The organism is Brasilonema sp. UFV-L1, assembly GCF_012912105.1.
Lineage (GTDB): Bacteria > Cyanobacteriota > Cyanobacteriia > Cyanobacteriales > Nostocaceae > Brasilonema.
The window spans coordinates 47813-66706 of sequence record NZ_QMEA01000018.1; the positions used below are offsets into that span (position 1 = coordinate 47813).

Below are 18894 nucleotides of genomic sequence, written 5' to 3' on the forward strand. Positions count from 1 at the left end.
AAAGCTTGATCTAAAAATAGGAAATCATTCTGTATTCTAAGTTCTGAGTTCTGTCTTTCCTTTGCATCTACGTAATTCGTTAAAATCTCATGTCTACTGAAGAAATCATCAGGGTTCGCGGTATCGTTCAGGGAGTGGGATTCCGCCCCACTGTATATAGACTTGCAAAAGCATACGGGTTGCAAGGCAAAGTTTGTAATGACGGTCAAGGTGTCCTCATTTGGGTATCTGGCTGTGAAGAATCTATAGAAGAATTTGTCCAAAAATTACAGAAAGAGTGTCCGCCATTAGCGAGAATTGATGAAGTAACGCGCAAGCGTTATGAAGGCAAATCTGGCTTTGGTGATTTTGTCATTTCTCACAGTATCAGTAGTGCGGTGAAAACAGAAATTCCTGCTGATGCTGCGACTTGTCCAAAATGTAAAGCGGAAATTTTTGACCCCTTCAGCCGCTGGTATCGTTATCCCTTCACGAACTGTACTCATTGCGGTCCCCGCTTAAGTATCATTCGCGCCATACCTTATGATCGCCGCAACACAAGTATGGCTGCTTTTGCTATGTGTGCAGAGTGTGAAACGGAATACAAAGATGTTGAAAACCGTCGTTTTCACGCCCAACCCGTAGCGTGTCACATTTGCGGTCCTAAAGTTTGGTTAGAACGTTCTGATAGTAAACCAATTACATCCCATATGTTTTCTATGCTTGACGATATTGACGCCGTTTGTACCTTATTACAAAAAGGCGAGATTGTTGCTATTAAAGGTAATGGTGGATTTCATCTCGCTTGCGACGCAACTCAGGAAAGTGCTGTGCAAAAATTGCGCGATCGTAAACAGCGCAATCAAAAACCTTTTGCTTTAATGGCAAAAGACATATCAGTTATTGAAGAGTACTGCACCCCTAACGCGAAAGAAAAAGAATTGCTGGAAAGTTCCGCCGCGCCTGTTGTGTTAATTCAGGCGAAAGGGGGAGACGATGAAGAAGAAAGGGGAAGTGGGAGAATACAATTCAAAATTCGTCTTGAAAAGTTTGCTACGGAGGGAAACCCTCCTGGCAACTTTTCGCAAAATTCAAAATCGCGTAGCGTCCGAACCGTGGAGAAGAATCTAATTCAAAATTCAAAATTCAAAATTCCTCCTATAGCCTCTTCGGTTGCACCTGGGCAAAATACTTTGGGTTTCATGTTACCTTATACTCCATTACACCACCTCATTCTCAGGCGAATGAATCGCCCGATTGTTTTCACGAGTGGTAATCTTTCTGATGAACCGCTATGTATTGATAATGTCGAGGCGCGTGAGAAGTTAGAAAAGATTGCTGATTATTTTCTTCTGCACAATCGGGAGATTGTGAACCGAGTTGATGATTCGGTGGTGAGGGTTGTTGGTGATAAAGTCCTAACAATCCGTCGTGCTAGAGGATACGCACCGGTTCCGATCAATTTACCACCTGGATTTGAAAGCGTTCCTCACATTCTAGCAATGGGTAGTCAGCTAAAGAATACTTTTTGTTTATTGCGAGAAGGAAAAGCAATTCTCTCTCAACATATAGGAGATTTAAAAACTGCAGCGACTTTCAAATCTTATCAGGATACGCTCAATATCTACTTAAATTTATTTGAGCATCAACCAGAAGCGATCGCCGTTGATTTACATCCTGAATATCTCTCAACAAAACTTGGAAAAGAACTTGCACACGCTAATCAGTATGGACACGGCACAGCCGTGCCCTTACTCCACATCCAACATCATCATGCTCATATTGCTGCCTGCATGGCAGAAAATGACATAAATATTAATTCACCACCTGTTTTAGGTATTGCATTAGATGGATTGGGTTACGGTGAAGATGGAACGTTATGGGGCGGAGAATTTCTGTTAGCAGATTATCGCCAGTTTAAGAGATTGGCGACATTTAAGCCAGTACCAATGATTGGTGGAACACAAGCAATGAGAGAACCCTGGCGTAATACCTACGCCCAGTTAATATCTGCCTTTGACTGGAAAGATTTCAAACAAAAATACAGAAATTTAGAAATTTTAGATTTTCTAGAACAAAAGCCTCTAAAACTTCTCAATCAGCTTGTTGAAAAAGGAATAAACGCTCCCTTGACTTCATCAGTAGGGCGTTTATTTGATGCTGTCGCTGCTGCAATTGGTATCTGTAGAGAACAATGTAGCTATGAAGGACAAGCAGCCATTGAAATGGAAGCTTTGGTTAATACTAGTTTATTAAAAAAAATATTAAACAATAAAGAATATTTAAATTATTCTTTTAACTTTCTTGTTTCAGATAATATTTATCATATAGATTCACAGCAAATGTGGCAAGCCTTGCTGAATGACTTACAGCAGCATACTCCTCCAGCAGTTATCGCTGCGAAATTTCATACAGGTTTAGCTCATTCTATTGTAGAAATGGTTAATAACCTGCGTCAAAGAAATGACATTCATCAAGTTGTCCTCACAGGAGGAGTTTTTCAAAATTGTATTCTGTTAAAACAAGTTACTGAAGGCTTACAAGCATTAGGGATAAATGTACTGACTCACAGTTTAGTTCCAGCTAATGATGGTGGTTTATCGCTAGGACAAGCTGTGATTGCAGCTGCAAAAGTCAAAAGTTAAAAACTACTCCCTTCGGTGGTGTAAGATTTCCTATCTTCTTTTTGATTTTCTTGGCGTCCTAGCCTACGGCACGCCGCTGCGCGTCTAAGGCGTCTTGGCGGTTCGTTAAATTAGGTATTCTTCTGGCGGTTTGGGAGTAATCTCCTCATTGCCTTATTAACACACCTTTCTCTCCTTCCTCTGTGTCCTCTCTTGCCTCTGCGGTTTATAAAAAAAAGAAAAGATAAAATGTGTTTAGGAATCCCAGGTAAAATTATAGAAATAACCGACGTTCAACAAAAGTTAGCTGTTGTCAATGTTGGTGGTGTGAAGCGTCAAGTCAATATTGCTTGTATCGTTAATGAACAGCATTCAGTTGAATCATGTGTAGGCGATTGGGTGCTAGTTCATGTTGGCTTTGCCATGAATCGAATTCATGAAAAGGAAGCGATAGAAACATTGCGACTCTTGGAAGAATTAGCAGAAGCAGTAGCAATGGGTTGATGAAAAAGCAAGAACCCCGACTTCGTAAAAGTTGTCGGGGTTCTGAATGCACAAAATTGTATAAGCGCTGTCCATAAAATTCAAAAATAATCTCAAATTTTAATATGAAATACGTTGATGAATTTCGAGAACCGAAAAAAGCTGATGCTTTATTCCGCGCCATTGAAAAGTTATCTCAACACCTCATAAAGCCAATAAAAATAATGGAAGTGTGTGGCGGTCATACTCACTCTATTTTTAAATATGGTATTGAAGAAATTTTACCTGAGGCAATTGAATTAATTCACGGTCCAGGTTGTCCTGTATGTGTGATGCCAAGAGGAAGATTAGATGATGCTATTTCTATCTCTCTAAATTCTAACGTCATCTTTACCACTTTTGGAGATGCCATGCGAGTTCCTGGTTCCCAAACAACCTTGTTGCAAGCTAAAGCACAAGGCGCGGACATTCGTATGGTTTACTCTCCTCTAGATAGTCTACGAATTGCTAAAGAGAACCCTGAGAAAGAAGTTGTCTTCTTCGCTTTAGGTTTTGAAACAACTGCCCCCAGCACTGCTTTTACTATTCTGCAAGCAGCATCTGAAAAAATTCAGAATTTCAGTATGTTTTCTAATCACGTCCTCGTGATTCCTGCCTTAAAAGCACTTTTAGATAATCCTGATTTACAACTCGATGGATTTATTGGTCCTGGTCATGTCAGTATGGTGATTGGTACTGACCCTTATGAGTTTATTTCCCAACAATATCAAAAACCTATTGTCATTTCTGGTTTTGAACCTTTAGATATTATCCAATCCATTTGGATGCTATTGCAACAGATTGTAGAAAATCGTTGTCAGGTTGAGAATCAATATAACAGATTAGTCGAGAAGATCGGAAATCAAGTGGCGATCGCCACTATGAATCAAGTTTTTGAAAACCGAGAAAGTTTTGAGTGGCGGGGTTTAGGAGAAATTCCTTATTCTGGATTAAAAATTCGTCCTGAATATGCCGAATTTGATGCAGAATTAAAATTTCCCCTTCCTAATCAAAAAGTTGCTGATCATAAAGCTTGTCAATGCGGAGAAATCCTCAAAGGAGTTTTGAAGCCTTGGCAGTGTAAAGTATTTGGAACAGCATGTACTCCAGAAACACCGATTGGAACCTGCATGGTTTCTTCTGAAGGTGCTTGTGCAGCTTACTACAAGTATGGTCGCTTTTCTCACTTAGCTAAAAAAATGATGCTTGACAAAGAAAAGATAAAAGCGTAAAAAAATCACAAGTCAACAGTGAAAACAAAAAAATACAGAGGAATTCATATGCCATTTGTCACTATCCAAATTGCTGAAGATCATTCTATTGAACTTAAGCGAAAACTGGCGCAAGCAGTCACCAACGCACTTGTTTCGACTTTAAACACTAAACCTGAATGGGTAACAGTTCACATAGATGAATTTGAACGCGAAAATTGGGCAGTTGGAGGTGTACTGCATTCAGAGAAGTATAGTGGTAGACACGATGATCAAACCACAAAATCATTCCACATGACAACTGATAACTGATAACTGTTTTAACTTTTTATCCCGGTCACTCATTGACATTTCTCGCCAGTTGATAAAGCCAACTGAATGGCAGCAATTCTCCCTTTCAAAATCGATATACTGCTGGAATCTATTCTGAAATGAAAAACCATTATTTTTTCTGACTGAGGACTACACTGACGTACATATTTTTCAACTCGTTTGTCAACGCAAACAACATCAAATTCTGACAAAAATTGAGGATTTTTCTGAAGATTATCTAAATCTAGAGTTTGAAAAATTATATGAGAAATACCAGCCAACTCCAGCATCCGTTTGATTTCTTCACTATCCGCTTTTGACCGACTCACAACTAGCATCTTTGTGTGACGAGGTTTTGACGAAATCTGTGTCAGAAGTTGTATATCTGGCTTGAGATTAACTGTAATGACTTCCTGTTCGGGAGAAGATAATTGAATAACTTCCGATTGATATTCTGCTGTCGTAATTATAATATGAGCAGTCAACAATTCCTTCAAAACTGTTGGCTCATGAGCTTTGAAATCTTCCAAGCTGATTCTTAATACAGGAAGTCCTATTTCTAATTGAATGGCTTCATATGCATCTATATCATGTTGGAAGCATTCTATAAATACTAACTTTAAAGGGTATGGTTGATGCTGACTCAATCTCACAGCTTGTGCGTATGCAGCCACACCGAATTCAGATGGAGATAATCCGACTGTTGCTGCAGCACTAAAGGCTTGACTTAGCAGATTGTAAAATTCCTTGTGGATAATAATATCTTGTACAGCTTGGGTGTGAGCAACAAAAGTTCCTTTCCCTCTAGTTGCTACCAGATAACCAGATTCAATTAAAAAGTTATAAACTGCAGCAATCGTGTTGTGATTGACTCCTAAATGTTTGGCTAATTGAGTCACAGTTGGTAAAGTATTACCTGGCTGTAGTTCTCCAATAGCGATTAGTAATTTAATCTGTTCAACAATCTGAGCATTAATTGTTATCGGTGCTGAGTTATCAATAGTAATTGGAAGCCAAACGGGAACAGAGAATACCATATGGATAGACAGAAGTGATTACGAATTATCCTTCATCGGTGAGTTGACTGGTATTGATATTATACTGTTTTAGTAAAAAAACAGATTATCCAGGACAGAATTCTTCTGAGTTGTTGAGTTCTTTGTTGGTCACTTTCAATGGTAGAGTCAAACCTGTAGACTTTGACCAAGTGACATAAACTCTACAGATGCATCTCCATGCAAGTCAAAGCGGACATCCACAACAGAACTCACGACGCCCTCGCGTCCTTATTGTAGGTGGTTCAATGGGTGGTTTATGTGCAGGGTTAGCGCTGCATTGTATCGGTTGTGATGTAGAAATTTTTGAACGCGCCTCCTACCAAGAGATAACGCTTACCCCTGGTGGTGTGCAAAGTCGCGGTGCTGGTTTGATTGTGCAGATGGAAATCAATCGGTTTCTTGCAGAACATAATATTACGACAGCACAAGCACTGGGTGTGACTTCGTGGAAGAGACAATACATAACTGGAGATGGAACCATAATTTGGGAAGAATCAACACCTCAACTCATGACTTCTTGGGATATCCTGTATCGTCAACTGCGGAAAGTTTTCCCAGAGGAACGTTATCATCAAGGCAACAATGTCATTGGTTTTGAGCAGAATGACGACTGCGTGGTGGTGCATTTTGAAGACGAACGGGAAGAAAAATGTGATTTACTCATTGGGGCTGACGGTATTGATTCAACGATACGTCAGCAACTGATACTAAATGCTATGCCTCAGTATGCAGGCTATGTTGCATGGCGAGGACTAATAGATGAAAATGTTCTTTCATCAGACGTTGCAAAATTCTTTGCCGATAAATTCACCTTCTTTAACGGACCAAGCATGCAAGCTTTATGCTATCTGGTACCCGGACCAAACGGGGAGTTAGACGAAGGAAAACGCCGCCTCAACTGGCTTTGGTACTTTAATGTCCCAGATGGCGAACAGTTGAATGCAGTCATGACTAACCACCAAGGACAACTACGAAAATTTTTCATGCCTCAAGGAGAGGTTCGCCAAGAAGTTGTCCAACAGATGAGAGTATTAGCAAAGACATATTTACCAGAAATTTTTCAATATCTATTTGAACTGACAGAGAAACCCTTTATTCAACCCATCTACGACTTATCTGTACCACGTATGGTTTTTGGACGGGTATGTTTAATTGGCGATGCTGCATTTGTCGTTCGTCCTCACACGGCCGCAGGGACTTCTAAAGCTGTGACAAATGCTATTGAACTCGCGCAAGAGTTACAGGAATCTGGCGGTGATGTGATAGGGGCGCTAGAAAAATGGGAACCAATTCAGTTAGCGATGGGGAATTACCTTAAGGCTTTGGGAATTACTCTGGGAAATCGTTCTAGATTAGGTCACCCCCTCCGGGGAATTCAAAATTCGTCTTGAAAAGTTTGCTACGGAGGGAAACCCTCCTGGCAACTTTTCGCAAAATTCAAAATTCAAAATTATCAATTCCACGGATGAATCCGCTAAAATAATCAAACAGAATTTAGAATGAACTTTTCCAATTCTCACTCAGCACAGCATTCCTTATTTCAAAAAATCGAAAAAGTTCGCCGTCATCGAGGGAAAGTGCGAGACACTCATATCACCCTCGCGCATGGTAGCGGTGGCAAAGCAATGCGTGATTTAATTGATGATATCTTTGTCCAGAATTTTGATAATTATACTCTGTCTCAATTAGAAGACCAAGCCAGTTTTGATTTGGCAAGTTTTATAAAACAGGGAGACAGACTTGCTTTTACAACAGATTCTTATGTTGTAGATCCGTTATTTTTTCCGGGTGGTGATATTGGAACATTAGCCATCAATGGTACGGTTAATGATTTAGCAATGAGTGGTGCCAAACCGTTATATCTTAGCTGCGGTGTCATTTTAGAAGAAGGACTTGCTGTAGAAACTTTACGGCGTGTTGCCCAAAGTATGCAAGCTGCTGCTCAAAAAGCTGGTGTAAAAGTTGTGACTGGTGACACAAAAGTTGTCCATCGCGGTGCGGCAGATAAATTGTTTATTAATACTTCTGGTATTGGTGTTATTCCAACAGGAGTAAATATTTCTGCCCACAATATTCAACCAGGAGATGCAGTCATTATTAATGGTGAGTTGGGCAATCATGGTACAGCAATTTTAATTGCCCGTGGAGAATTGGCATTAGATACTGATATTGAAAGCGACTGTCAGCCGTTGAATGGTTTAGTTGAAACTATCCTAAATGTCTGTCCTAATATTCATGCTATGCGGGATGCAACACGCGGTGGTTTAGCCACAGTGTTAAATGAATTTGCTCTGGGTTCTGGTGTGGGAATTCGCTTAGATGAGCAATCTATCCCAGTGCGTGAAGAAGTCAAAGGTGTTTGTGAACTTTTAGGTTTAGATCCATTGTATCTGGCAAATGAAGGTAAGTTCGTAGTTGTAGTAGGACAAGAAAATGCTGACACTGTTGTCTCCGCAATGAAATCTCACCCAGCTGGAAAAGATGCTTGTATTATCGGTGAAGTGATTCCTTCACCTGCTGGTGTTGTCTTTTTAAAAACTGCTTTTGGTACAGAACGTATTGTCGATATGCTTGTTGGCGATCAATTACCAAGAATTTGTTAATTTTTGGACTTGGAACAAAAAGTAATGGTTCGCGTGTGCTTTGGCTTTGTTGGCGAAATATTTCTTAATATTAGGAATCTTACGAAAAACCCATGAAGACAGCTGAATGGCTTCGTGTTTATATCCTTCGAGTAGCATCTTGATGGCGATCGCGTAGCGGCAACTTCTGCATCGCCCGTTAAACTTCCCGCGTGTCTTGATTGTTCTCTATGAACTTAGATAATAATTCCGTCCAAATCATTACACCTTATATTTAATCACAATTAATACTATAGTATTTTCTCACAAATCATTTAGGATTGCTATAAGTGTGGGTTTGCATTATAACGTCCAATAAAATTATTAGGAGTTTTGAATGACAACTGGCTTTAGGTTTGAGATTTACGCAATCAAAAAAACGACTGACTATAAATTAATTAAAAACGTTGAACAAGTACAAAAAATTTTGGATAACTTAAAGAAAGATTCGCTTTGGGGTTGGTGTGAGGTTGTAGTTAAGGTGTACTTTGATAAATTTACAGAACAGGCATCACTAGCGGATGCGTCGTATGCATCGGAAGAAGATTTTAAATCAAGTCCAGAGTATGAATTTCTCAAGGAAAGAGCAATTGAGGAATTACGAATCTATTTCGATTTTGTACTAAAAACGCTTGCGGTCAGAACAGAAGAATATTATCAAAATATAGGTAAAGAAAATCCCTAATTGTAAATTTTCTTAGCTTCTAGTCGTTTGACTCAGTTTGAAAAATCATTGAGATTATTTATGATGAATGAATTGATTTTTGCGTATAATAATCTATGCGAATTTCCTCTTTTGTGTCCAAAGTTCAATAATTTAAAATTTTGTTAAATCTGGTACGTTACACTCCGAAAACTGACTCTACCATTGAAGATTGATTAAGCTTTCCCTCAGCACTTCAATGCATGAATTAGGAATTACTCAAAATATTGTGGCTATTGTAGCTGAATATGCCAATGGTACACAAGTCAAAAGAGTATTGTTAGAAATTGGTAAGCTTTCAGCTATTTTGCCAGAAGCAGTACAATTTTGTTTTGATATTTGTACTCAAGGCACTGTTTTAGAAGGAGCAAAGTTAGATATTTTAGAAACCCCAGGATTAGCAAAGTGTCGTCAATGCGGTGCCGAAATTCCTTTAGAAAAACCTTTTGGAAGCTGTCAATGTGGTAGCGTCCATCTGGATTTAATCGCTGGGGAAGAACTGAAAATTAAGGAAATAGAAATAGAGGAAGTATGTGTGTAACCTGTGGTTGTTCTGATGATGCTGAAGTGAAAATGACTAATCCTGAAACAGGTGAAGTCGCAACAATGGACTCTCCAAATAATACCGACCATCACCATCACCATCATCATACTCATACTTTACCAGATGGTACTGTCATTACTCATTCCCATAATCACGACCATTCCACTGAAGCATCTCAAATTCATGCCAAGGTACATGGCACAACTCTCGCTTTAGAGCATGATATCTTAGCAAAAAATAACCTGATAGCTGCTCAAAATAGAGGATGGTTTAAGGGTAGAAATATCCTCGCATTAAATCTGATGAGTTCTCCTGGTGCAGGAAAAACAACTCTCTTAACTCGAACTATCAATGATTTAAAGCATCAGTTGCCTATCAACGTTATTGAAGGCGACCAAGAAACAACAAATGATGCCAAAAAAATTCAAGAAACTGGCTGTAAAGTTGTCCAAATCAATACCGGAACAGGCTGTCATTTAGATGCAGCAATGGTGGAAAGAGGGTTACAACAACTCAATCCACCTCTCGATTCAGTGGTGATGATTGAGAATGTTGGCAATCTTGTTTGTCCAGCTTTATTTGATTTAGGAGAACTTTTTAAAGTCGTCATTCTCTCAGTCACGGAAGGAGAAGATAAGCCGATAAAATATCCTCATATCTTCCGCGCTAGTCAGGTGATGATTCTCACGAAAATAGATTTGCTACCTCATGTACAATTTGACGTGCAGCGTTGCATAGAATACGCCAAGCAAGTGAATCCTCAAATTCAAGTTTTTCAGGTTTCTGCAATAACAGGAACAGGATTAGAGAATTGGTATGAGTGGCTATTAGATAACGTAGCCTTAACCACTTGATACACGTTCTAACTACTCCTTTCCCGCCTTAAGATTACCTATCTTCTTTTTTTCTTCCTATGCGCCAAGGGCGCACGCTGCGCGCTCCGTGTCCTATGCCCTGCGGGCACGCTACGCTAATGCGCCTATGTCCTGCGGACACGCTGCGCTAATGCGGTTCGTTAAATTAAGTATTCTTCTGATGGAAAGGGAGTAACAGTACTGGATAATGAAATTTTGCTGGTTTTTAAAAATCATCCCGCATGGCTATCATTGCTGAAACTGAACGCCTCATTATCCGTACCTGGATTCCAGAAGAAGATGCAGAACACGCGTTTCAAATTTATAGTGATCCTGAAGTCACCCGCTTTCTCATAACTAAAGTAGATAGCGTTGAAAGTTCATACAAATTACTCCAACGATGGATTGCAAAATCGCAGGAGTGGAACAATGGAACTGGCTTGTGGGCGATAAGCCGGAGGCTTGACGCTACGCGTATCGCACTCAAAGAAACTGGAGAAATTATTGGAACAATCATCCTCATCCAACTACGAGATGAGGATGAACAATTGACGCAGGATTACGAAATTGGATGGCATCTCAAGAGAACTGTTTGGGGTAATGGGTATGCAACTGAAGCTGCAAAAGCAATCTTGGATTACGGATTTAAAACCTTAAAACTCTCCGTCATCTATTCAATTGCTCGTTCTGAGAATACAGCTTCACTTAAGGTGATCCAAAGGTTAGGAATGACGCCAATAGGACGCACAAGCCAATACTACAAAATGGAACTCGAAATGTTTAAATTAGAAGCAACTACTTAGACAAAAACAACATTCAGTTGTTGAACATTATCTAACTAATTACTTTGGTCACTCAAGACTGTTATAACCAATCTCGATAAGCCGATATTTCATTGACGCTAATTTCAAATGGTGTCCCCTTCCCAAATGGCGGATAAACCCGAATTCTAGCGCTACTGGCAAACCGTTCTAGCCTATTTCCAATTGGTGCAATGTTGCTGACGATATGCCAGTAAGTCACGATGTCAGGACAGTCAATGACCAGCATTATAGCGCCAGCTTCTGAGGTAATATACCACTGACAACTAGACAACAATGCTCGTGTTATCTGGTCGCATGCTTCAAAAAAGCATCTACCAGTGGAATGTTCGAGTTGCGATCGCAGTATTTTATCTAAGTGCGTCGCTTCTGTTGAAGGTAAATCATCTGGAGGAAGGAAGGGTTTATTTTTCATAGGAACCCCTTCAGGTTATGAGTGAGTTTAGAAAAAGTTGCGTGTACGATTCTTCTTATGTTGTCACCCAATGCAAATCTAACCACAAACGTGGATATATATGCTTGAGCTTCGACATTGGATCGCGTAGCAGTCGCGTTGCGTTGAGGAAAACAACCTGAACTAGCCCCATATTTTCTGCTATTTCTCTCAAAACTTCTTTGTGAGTTTGCACATAGGGCATCATTTTTTCAGAGCAATAAATTCCTACATATCGCAAGCGTTTAGGAGGTCGTCCCCAATAAGAGGAAATCACTTTCACATAACAGTCGTCTAGTAATTCTCCTACTTTTGGGTAATAGTGAATGACGACCCTCATGAATTCTTGTGCTAGGATTTCTTCACTAATCATGACAAACTATTATTTTGTAGGGATTGTCACATCATTTAATATAACATACCTTTGTGATATTTCTAGGAAAACATATCCTAATTTATTCTAAAATTAAAGTTTGACCTTGATCAGAATATTTCATATTTTTTCGTGAGTCATCTTAATTTAATAGCTTTATATAAAAAGTGTAGAGTAGACAATGCCTACTCTACACTTTTCGTTGTCCAATAAAGGAAGATGAGTCAAATTTTAAACAAAACTCATCATTGTTGAAGAATTCAGAATTCAGAAGCGGAGCCTCTGATGCTCCGCCTCCGGTCAAAATGCAATGAGTGGGAAATTCAAACCCGCTACTAATTGTAGACCACCCTTTTCACAATTTTGTGGGGGTATTAAACCCATTTGTTCAACCGAGCGTCGCACAGCACTTATACTGAATTATGACGACTGACGCCTCTATTTTTTCTTATTAATCTTGCACAGTTATCGTGACAATTGTAGTTTTCAACTATCTTTTCTATCGGGCATTACGCTCTGATAGCAACACTTCTGCCACTAGAACTGGTAAATCATCAAGGTCAACATATCCTTGAGAACCACGGATAGGTGAAATAAAAGTATAATCTGGATCGCAAGCTGCAGTGTCGTAAACTTGGATATACCACCTATCAGGAAATCCTGCGACAGCAAGTTCCACAACGTACCAACTTTGACCAATCAAGCGAGAGTTAACAATGATAAACCATTGTCTGTCTTCTTCTGACATATTCCACTCAGCCATGAGGAATTCTAACGCTATATTTCCCGCGTCAGTTGCAGTCAATAACATTATTTACTCCTTTTTTGGAATCTCAGGATACAATCCCAGTTGCTTAGATAGTTCACGTGCAACATGGATTAAAAACTGCGCTCCATCTTGATTACCTTGATGTGCAAATCCAGTCGCTACTTGTAACATTGTTTGTATTAAACCAGCATCAATCAATTCTGGCTGAGCTTCTATAACTTCTGGTTCTTGACCATTAGGACAACGAAGTAGTTGGTCAATAAGATTAAAATACAAGTCTTGTCTTTGTTCTGTCATGTTCATGTTATTGTTCAATCCCTTCTTGCCAAAGTCTTTCTAACATTTCTACTTGCTGCTCAAAAACAGCAGCACGATAAATCAGATATCTGTCATATAAAAAAATGAGTATTCCAAGAAGAACAGGAAATAACAAAAAAAACCATTGTAATATCTTGACAACTTTGTCTGGTTTTGTATTATTTAAAGATTGTTTGACAAAATTGCTGAGAGAAGATTCTACATGAGATTTACCTTGATCTGATTTTATCCCTTCTTGCAGAACTAATGCAGCTTGATTTGTATGACTCTGATTCACTTCACAAGCTAAACCCTTTGTTTGTACTTGCTCCATATGACGCTCCCAAACCATACTAAAAACCACTATTTCTGGAGAAAGCACCACTAAAGTCACTGTACAAACTGTGAGTAATTGAACAAGTTTCAATTTCATTCAGCGATCATGAGAACTGTTAAGTGTTAACTGTTTAAGGACATAAGTTGTCATGCGTATAAAATGCACACAGCAACAAGCTGGACGATTTGCTATCACCGACTTTGTTCATTTTGTGCCGTACGAGGGTAAGTTCTTGAGTTCTTACAGACACACTATGATACATGCACCTTACTGTCTTACTGTTTTTCTTCATTCTTCATTCTTCATTTTGAATTTTGAATTTTGAATTTTGAATTTTGAATTTCTTAAGAAGTCCCCCCTCGTTCCTAGACTAGTATCTAGAAGTTTGGGGGGTAGAGGGGAATCTCTGCGTAAATCCTATATGTTTTATATCAGTTGTCTCGGCAGAGGAGGGTTTATCCAGGTTGGATTAAGATTATTAAATTAATTATGGTTGTACTCAAAGCCTGTTATTCTTACCTAATAAGTGTTCTAGAATTTTTTTGGGGCAGAGGTGCTAGACTTTTCATGCTAGGGTACTAGTATTTACAGTTGGAGGCTCTAGCTTTTGTGTACTCAACATCAAACTTATATAGAGTTTAGTATTGATAAGTTTATTCTGCTATTTTCTTGAAAATCAAGCTTGTACTCAAAAGTTGTATGGTTATGCAAATCCGCAGTTTAGTATTATGAAAATAAATCAAGATTTTCATGATGCGTGGACTTTGTTCAAAGATAACAAAAGATTAGTTAGAATCTTCAAATTACTTAAAATGAACTAGAATAACTTTTTCAAGTTTCTATTCATGCACTGACTAGCTGTCGTTTTCTTTCTACACACTTTGATCAAAAGATATCTTTTTTAGGAGTTAATATATGCGGATTGCTCATGACATTACAGAACTGGTTGGAAGAACTCCTTTAGTTCAACTAAACAAAATTCCTCAAGCTGAGGGGTGTGTCGGCAAGATTGTTGTGAAGTTAGAAGGAATGAACCCAGCAGCTTCAGTAAAAGATCGTATTGCAGCTAGTATGGTGAAAGCGGCTGAGGAAGAAGGGTTCATTCAGCCAGGAAAAAGCATTTTAGTTGAGCCTACGTCTGGTAATACAGGAATTGGACTGGCGATGGTGGCGGCGGCGCTTGGCTACCGTTTGATTTTGACAATGCCCGAAACAATGAGTTTGGAACGACGCGCTATGCTAAGAGCATATGGTGCTTCTTTGGAATTGACACCTGGGCTTGAAGGAATGCGAGGCGCGATTCGCAAAGCTGAAGAAATCGTTGCTACCACTCCTGATGCTTTTATGTTGCAACAATTCCGCAACCCAGCTAATCCCAAAATACACAGAGAAACCACAGCAGAAGAAATTTGGGCAGATACCGACGGGCAAGTGGATATTGTGATTGCAGGTGTCGGTACTGGCGGAACAATCACTGGTGTTGCAGAAGTTCTTAAACAACGTAAACCAGAGTTTAAGGCTATTGTTGTAGAACCGAGTAACAGTCCTGTCCTTTCTGGAGGTCAACCAGGATCACATAAAATTCAAGGCATTGGTGCCGGATTTGTCCCTGAGGTTCTCCGCACGGATTTAGTAGATGAAATTATTACAGTCAGTGATGAGCAGGCGATCGCCTTTGGACGACGATTAGCAACAGAAGAAGGTTTATTATCTGGTATTTCCTCTGGCGCTGCTTTGTGTGCAGCGATTCAGGTTGCGAAACGCCTAGAAAATGCCGGTGCTTTAATCGTGATGATTCAGCCTTCGTTTGGCGAACGTTACCTCAGCACCCCAATGTTTCAGGATATGGCGTTGCAAACTACTCGATAAAGTTGACGTACTCCCCTGCTAAAAAAGTCAGGGGAACGCTCCTTCTGAATTGACACTCTCCGGACTAAAGCCACGGAGATTCTTAGAACTTTTCAGTCCTAATATCCTGATTTCTCAGGTTAAGCGGCTCAACACGTTTGCACAAAAGTGCGTATTGATACGCCAGGTGCTTCAACCGGGGGGACCCCAACGCCAGATGCCTGCGCCAGGGTTACCCTCCCGCAGCACTGGCTCGGCAACGCACTGGCTCATCTCCTCAAGGTTGTTTCGGGCGTCTACTTTCCCGCAGTCCACGGGTAGGTTTTTAAATCTTGTACTGATATCGTGAGTGTACCACAAATTCAAATTGATGCTAAGCCACAATTTTCATGAATCAGGCATAAATGCCTTCAACCGTTTTCATCTCGTGGCTCAAGCCACAAAGTTTTCAACGAGTGTCCTTATAATAAATACAAAAGGAAAAGGGTTCTATCAAACTCGCCTCCTTGAATCTATTTTAAAAAAAACGAGCGGCGTTGTGAGCGAAGAAGAATTTAGTCAGCGTATCCAAACTATCCGTCAGCAGATAGAGGCACTACACACATATATTATGTTAAATCCAACGCAGCAGCAACAGGTCGCTAAAGCGATGGAGGAAATAGCTGCCTCCTTGGAGAACCTGCTTGTACTTAGTGAACAAATGCAGACTAGCTCAGAAGCAATGGAGGTCATAGAGGAAGAACTGCTCAAGCAAAATGAGTATCTGGCAGAAGAACGTCAGCGTTATTATGACTTGTTCGAGTTTGCACCTGATGCTTATTTGCTGACAGATGCTCAAGGAGTGATTCTTTTAGCGAACCGCGCTGCTGGTGCATTATTTAACGTCTTGCCCAACATCCTGATTGGCAAACCATTAGTCAATTTTGTAGCTGAGGCACAGCGTTCGGTCTTTCGTATTAAACTCAACCACCTGTCCTCTGTATATTCTTCTATGCAAGAGTGGGAAATACCTATGTGTCCGCGTAGAGGTCAATCTTTTGACGCTTCACTCTTAGTGGCACCTGTCCGTGACTCTTCTAGAACGCTGGTTTCGCTGCGAATAATTGTGCGCGATATGACTCAGTACAAGCAGGCGAATTTACAACAAATCCAATCAGCAGCACCTCAGCTGCTGCCTCTGGCAGCAGCTGTAGAGACTCCTCGTTCGCTCGATGGCTTGCAGGTACTGTTTGTGGATGATGAAGCCGATGCCCGCGAGTTTATCACCGCAGTGCTGGAGCAACATGGAATTTGTGTGACAGCAGTTGCCTCAGTGGGTGAGGCGCTGGAGGTGCTAGAGCGATGGTCCCAAGGGGACCCGCCCAAAGGGCGATCGCATCCCGATATGTTAATAAGTGACATCAGAATGCCTGATGAAGATGGCTATGCTTTGATTCGGAAAGTTAAGGCACTAGAAGCAGAGAAAGGATGGCGAATTCCCACTGCTGCTTTGACAGCTTATCTTGCAGAAGACCGAGCAAAGGCAATAAAAGCAGGTTTTCAGTCGCACTTGCATAAACTTGCTGAGCCAACGGAGTTAATTGCAATGGTTGCACAGCTTGCTGGGCGAGGTTAAAAGTGAGCAGTACACAGTACACAGGAAACAGTAAATAACTGATAACTGATAACTGTTATGAGAACTTTAGCAGATTTATCGCAGGTTAAAGATGGACAGTTTAACCGAAGGCAAGAAAGATGCTCACGCTTTGGATGTGTTTGCAGGCAGTGGCGAGATGGGTGAGTTGATGCGTAAGCACGATTGGTCAACCACCCCATTAGGTCCAGTCGAGAACTGGTCGCAGAGCCTGCGGACCTCTGTCAGCACGATGCTCGCGTCTCGCTTTGCCCAAACCCTTCTTTGGGGGGAGGACTACATCCAGCTTTACAACGATGCCATGATTCCCATCTATGGCGCAAAGCACCCCGAAGCGTTGGGGTACAGTCTTAGAGAGATATGGTCACAAGTGTGGGATGACCAGGTTAAGCCGATGCTTGAGGGTATCAAGAATACGGGCGAAGCCGTCTTTGTGGAAGATCAGCTTTTTCACCTCTTGCGCTTTGGCTACCTGGAGGAAACCTATTTTACATTCTGCTATAGCCCCGTTTGGGATGAAACGGGCACGATCGGGGGGTTACTCAGCACCACAACTGAAACCACCAAGCAAGTGATTAGTCAACGTCGCTTGACGATGCTGCGAGAGTTAGCCACGGCTGGAAGCGGGGCAAAAACGCTACAGTCCGCCTGTCGCGCCGCCGCCGATACGCTCAACCCTTACGATATTCCCTTTGCCTTGTTCTATCAAGTCAACGAGCAAGGCAACTCGGCAGAACTGGTTGCTAAGCGTGGACTGACCGCAGACAGTGCCGCTGCGCCCCCGACGATTGCGCTAACCCCGCACACTGACGCAAACGGAGTCGCAACGCTTGCGCGTCGCTGGTCGCTGGTTGACGTTCTCCAGAGCCGTGAACCACAGCTGATTACCGATGTAGTCGATCAATTCGGAGCGCTAAGCGTCGGACCGTGGTCAGAAAGTCCCCGTTCTGCATTCATTCTTCCGATCCTAACGAGTAACAATGAACTTGTAGAATGTCTGCTAATTGCTGGAATCAGCCCTCGACTCCAGTTCAATGCCGAATACCGCTCATTCCTCGAACTAGTGGCTCAGCAGGTGGAAAGTTCGATTGCCACGGCTCGCAGCTATGAGCAAGAACGCCAGCGCTCCGAAGCATTGGCAGAACTCGATCGCGCTAAGACAGCTTTCTTCAGTAATGTCAGCCATGAATTTCGCACGCCTCTAACATTGATGCTCAATCCACTTGAGCAAGTCATCGCCCAAACACACGGTGTACTCCAGCCCGAACAGCGCGAACAACTGGCGATGGTTCAGCGAAACGCCATGAGATTGCACAAATTAGTCAATACCTTACTTGACTTCTCGCGAATTGAGGCAGACAGGATACAAGCTGTTTATGAGCCAACCGATTTAGCTGCATTCACAGCTGATCTTGCGTCAGTGTTCCGTTCAGCTATTGAAACAGCAGCGCTGCAATTGATTGTGGATTGTCCGCCCCTGAGTGAGCCTGTGTATGTAGACCGCGAAATGTGGGAGAAAATTGTTCTTAACTTAATCTCCAATGCGTTTAAGTTTACCTTTAAAGGTGAAATTGCTGTTTCATTACACCCAGTAGGTGACAAAGTAGAGCTAAAAATACGAGATACAGGCACAGGCATTTCCTCCGAAGAGTTACCTCGAATTTTTGAGCGCTTTCATCGTGTACGAGGCGTGCAGGCAAGAAGTCATGAAGGGTCGGGCATTGGGCTAGCTTTGGTACAAGAACTCGTTCACTTACATGGCGGAACTGTAGAGGTAGAAAGTGTTTTGGCTGTGGGAACAACTTTTACAGTGACATTGCCCACAGGTTCATCGCACTTGCCAATTGAGCAAATTGGTACTGAACGCACACTGACATCAACCTCAGTAGGTGCTGCCCCTTACGTGGAAGAAGCACAGCGGTGGATACCCCAAGAGGAGGGGGAGAGGGGGGGAC

Annotated in this window: 19 protein-coding genes; 13 read left to right on the top strand and 6 right to left on the bottom strand. The window is 41.3% G+C overall.

The genetic code is table 11. The features are described 5' to 3' along the window. Positions 1-89 precede the first annotated feature (89 nt). From hypF to DP117_RS08285, 4 genes are all read left to right on the top strand, one after another. Positions 90-2624 (top strand): carbamoyltransferase HypF, encoded by a 2535-nt coding sequence (gene hypF, locus DP117_RS08270; protein ID WP_169217837.1) that lies wholly within the window; start codon positions 90-92, stop codon positions 2622-2624. A gap of 228 nt (positions 2625-2852) precedes the next feature. Continuing rightward, complete coding sequence (locus DP117_RS08275) at positions 2853-3107, top strand: HypC/HybG/HupF family hydrogenase formation chaperone (protein ID WP_169217838.1); 255 nt, start codon at positions 2853-2855, stop codon at positions 3105-3107. Between the two features lie 104 nt (positions 3108-3211). Beyond that, entirely contained in the window at positions 3212-4357 is a 1146-nt protein-coding gene (gene hypD / locus DP117_RS08280) for a hydrogenase formation protein HypD (RefSeq protein WP_169217839.1), read from the top strand. A 48-nt stretch (positions 4358-4405) separates the two neighbouring features. Continuing rightward, entirely contained in the window at positions 4406-4648 is a 243-nt protein-coding gene (locus DP117_RS08285; protein WP_169217840.1) for a 4-oxalocrotonate tautomerase family protein, read from the top strand. 29 nt (positions 4649-4677) lie between these two features. Here DP117_RS08285 and DP117_RS08290 read toward each other — a convergent pair whose 3' ends face one another. Beyond that, positions 4678-5685, bottom strand: a complete 1008-nt coding sequence (locus DP117_RS08290) for a GntR family transcriptional regulator (RefSeq protein WP_169217841.1) — start codon at positions 5683-5685, stop codon at positions 4678-4680. 188 nt (positions 5686-5873) lie between these two features. Between DP117_RS08290 and DP117_RS08295 the strand changes: the two genes are divergently transcribed. The 6 genes from DP117_RS08295 to DP117_RS08320 all read left to right on the top strand — a co-directional run bounded on the left by DP117_RS08295 (position 5874) and on the right by DP117_RS08320 (position 11231). Then, the gene (locus DP117_RS08295; RefSeq protein ID WP_169217842.1) at positions 5874-7097 is read left to right on the top strand and encodes an FAD binding domain-containing protein; all 1224 of its coding nucleotides are present in this window, start codon (positions 5874-5876) and stop codon (positions 7095-7097) included. A 108-nt stretch (positions 7098-7205) separates the two neighbouring features. Continuing rightward, positions 7206-8309: a hydrogenase expression/formation protein HypE gene (hypE, locus tag DP117_RS08300; protein WP_169217843.1), complete on the top strand. Its 1104-nt coding sequence runs from the start codon at positions 7206-7208 to the stop codon at positions 8307-8309. A 355-nt stretch (positions 8310-8664) separates the two neighbouring features. Further along, entirely contained in the window at positions 8665-9012 is a 348-nt protein-coding gene (locus tag DP117_RS08305) for a hypothetical protein (RefSeq protein ID WP_169217844.1), read from the top strand. Between the two features lie 217 nt (positions 9013-9229). Then, positions 9230-9571, top strand: coding sequence for a hydrogenase maturation nickel metallochaperone HypA (gene hypA, locus DP117_RS08310; protein ID WP_169217845.1), 342 nt, complete (start codon positions 9230-9232; stop codon positions 9569-9571). Next, complete coding sequence (gene hypB / locus DP117_RS08315) at positions 9562-10428, top strand: hydrogenase nickel incorporation protein HypB (RefSeq protein WP_169217846.1); 867 nt, start codon at positions 9562-9564, stop codon at positions 10426-10428. Before hypA ends, hypB begins: the two co-directional genes overlap by 10 nt. Positions 10429-10670: 242 nt before the next feature. After that, positions 10671-11231 carry a GNAT family N-acetyltransferase gene (locus tag DP117_RS08320; RefSeq protein WP_169217847.1) on the top strand — a complete coding sequence of 187 codons (561 nt, stop codon included), beginning with the start codon at positions 10671-10673 and terminating at the stop codon, positions 11229-11231. A 61-nt stretch (positions 11232-11292) separates the two neighbouring features. On the opposite strand, the gene DP117_RS08325 is transcribed toward DP117_RS08320, so the two are convergent. The 5 genes from DP117_RS08325 to DP117_RS08345 all read right to left on the bottom strand — a co-directional run bounded on the left by DP117_RS08325 (position 11293) and on the right by DP117_RS08345 (position 13554). Continuing rightward, a complete protein-coding gene (locus DP117_RS08325; protein WP_169217848.1) occupies positions 11293-11664 on the bottom strand; it encodes a hypothetical protein in 372 nt (123 codons plus the stop codon). Positions 11665-11719: 55 nt separating this feature from the next. Further along, entirely contained in the window at positions 11720-12055 is a 336-nt protein-coding gene (locus tag DP117_RS08330) for a hypothetical protein (protein ID WP_169217849.1), read from the bottom strand. A gap of 499 nt (positions 12056-12554) precedes the next feature. Further along, positions 12555-12866, bottom strand: coding sequence for a hypothetical protein (locus DP117_RS08335; protein WP_169217850.1), 312 nt, complete (start codon positions 12864-12866; stop codon positions 12555-12557). A 3-nt stretch (positions 12867-12869) separates the two neighbouring features. Beyond that, positions 12870-13127, bottom strand: coding sequence for a hypothetical protein (locus DP117_RS08340; RefSeq protein ID WP_169217851.1), 258 nt, complete (start codon positions 13125-13127; stop codon positions 12870-12872). Between the two features lies 1 nt (position 13128). After that, positions 13129-13554, bottom strand: coding sequence for a hypothetical protein (locus tag DP117_RS08345; RefSeq protein ID WP_169217852.1), 426 nt, complete (start codon positions 13552-13554; stop codon positions 13129-13131). Positions 13555-14373: 819 nt separating this feature from the next. Between DP117_RS08345 and cysK the strand changes: the two genes are divergently transcribed. The 3 genes from cysK to DP117_RS08360 all read left to right on the top strand — a co-directional run. Next, on the top strand, positions 14374-15327 hold the full coding sequence (gene cysK / locus DP117_RS08350; protein WP_169217853.1) for a cysteine synthase A: 954 nt from the start codon (positions 14374-14376) through the stop codon (positions 15325-15327). 517 nt (positions 15328-15844) lie between these two features. Next, positions 15845-16921: a response regulator gene (locus tag DP117_RS08355; RefSeq protein WP_339381084.1), complete on the top strand. Its 1077-nt coding sequence runs from the start codon at positions 15845-15847 to the stop codon at positions 16919-16921. Between the two features lie 91 nt (positions 16922-17012). Next, a partial coding sequence (locus DP117_RS08360; RefSeq protein WP_169217854.1) for a GAF domain-containing sensor histidine kinase occupies positions 17013-18894 on the top strand: 1882 nt, incomplete at its 3' end.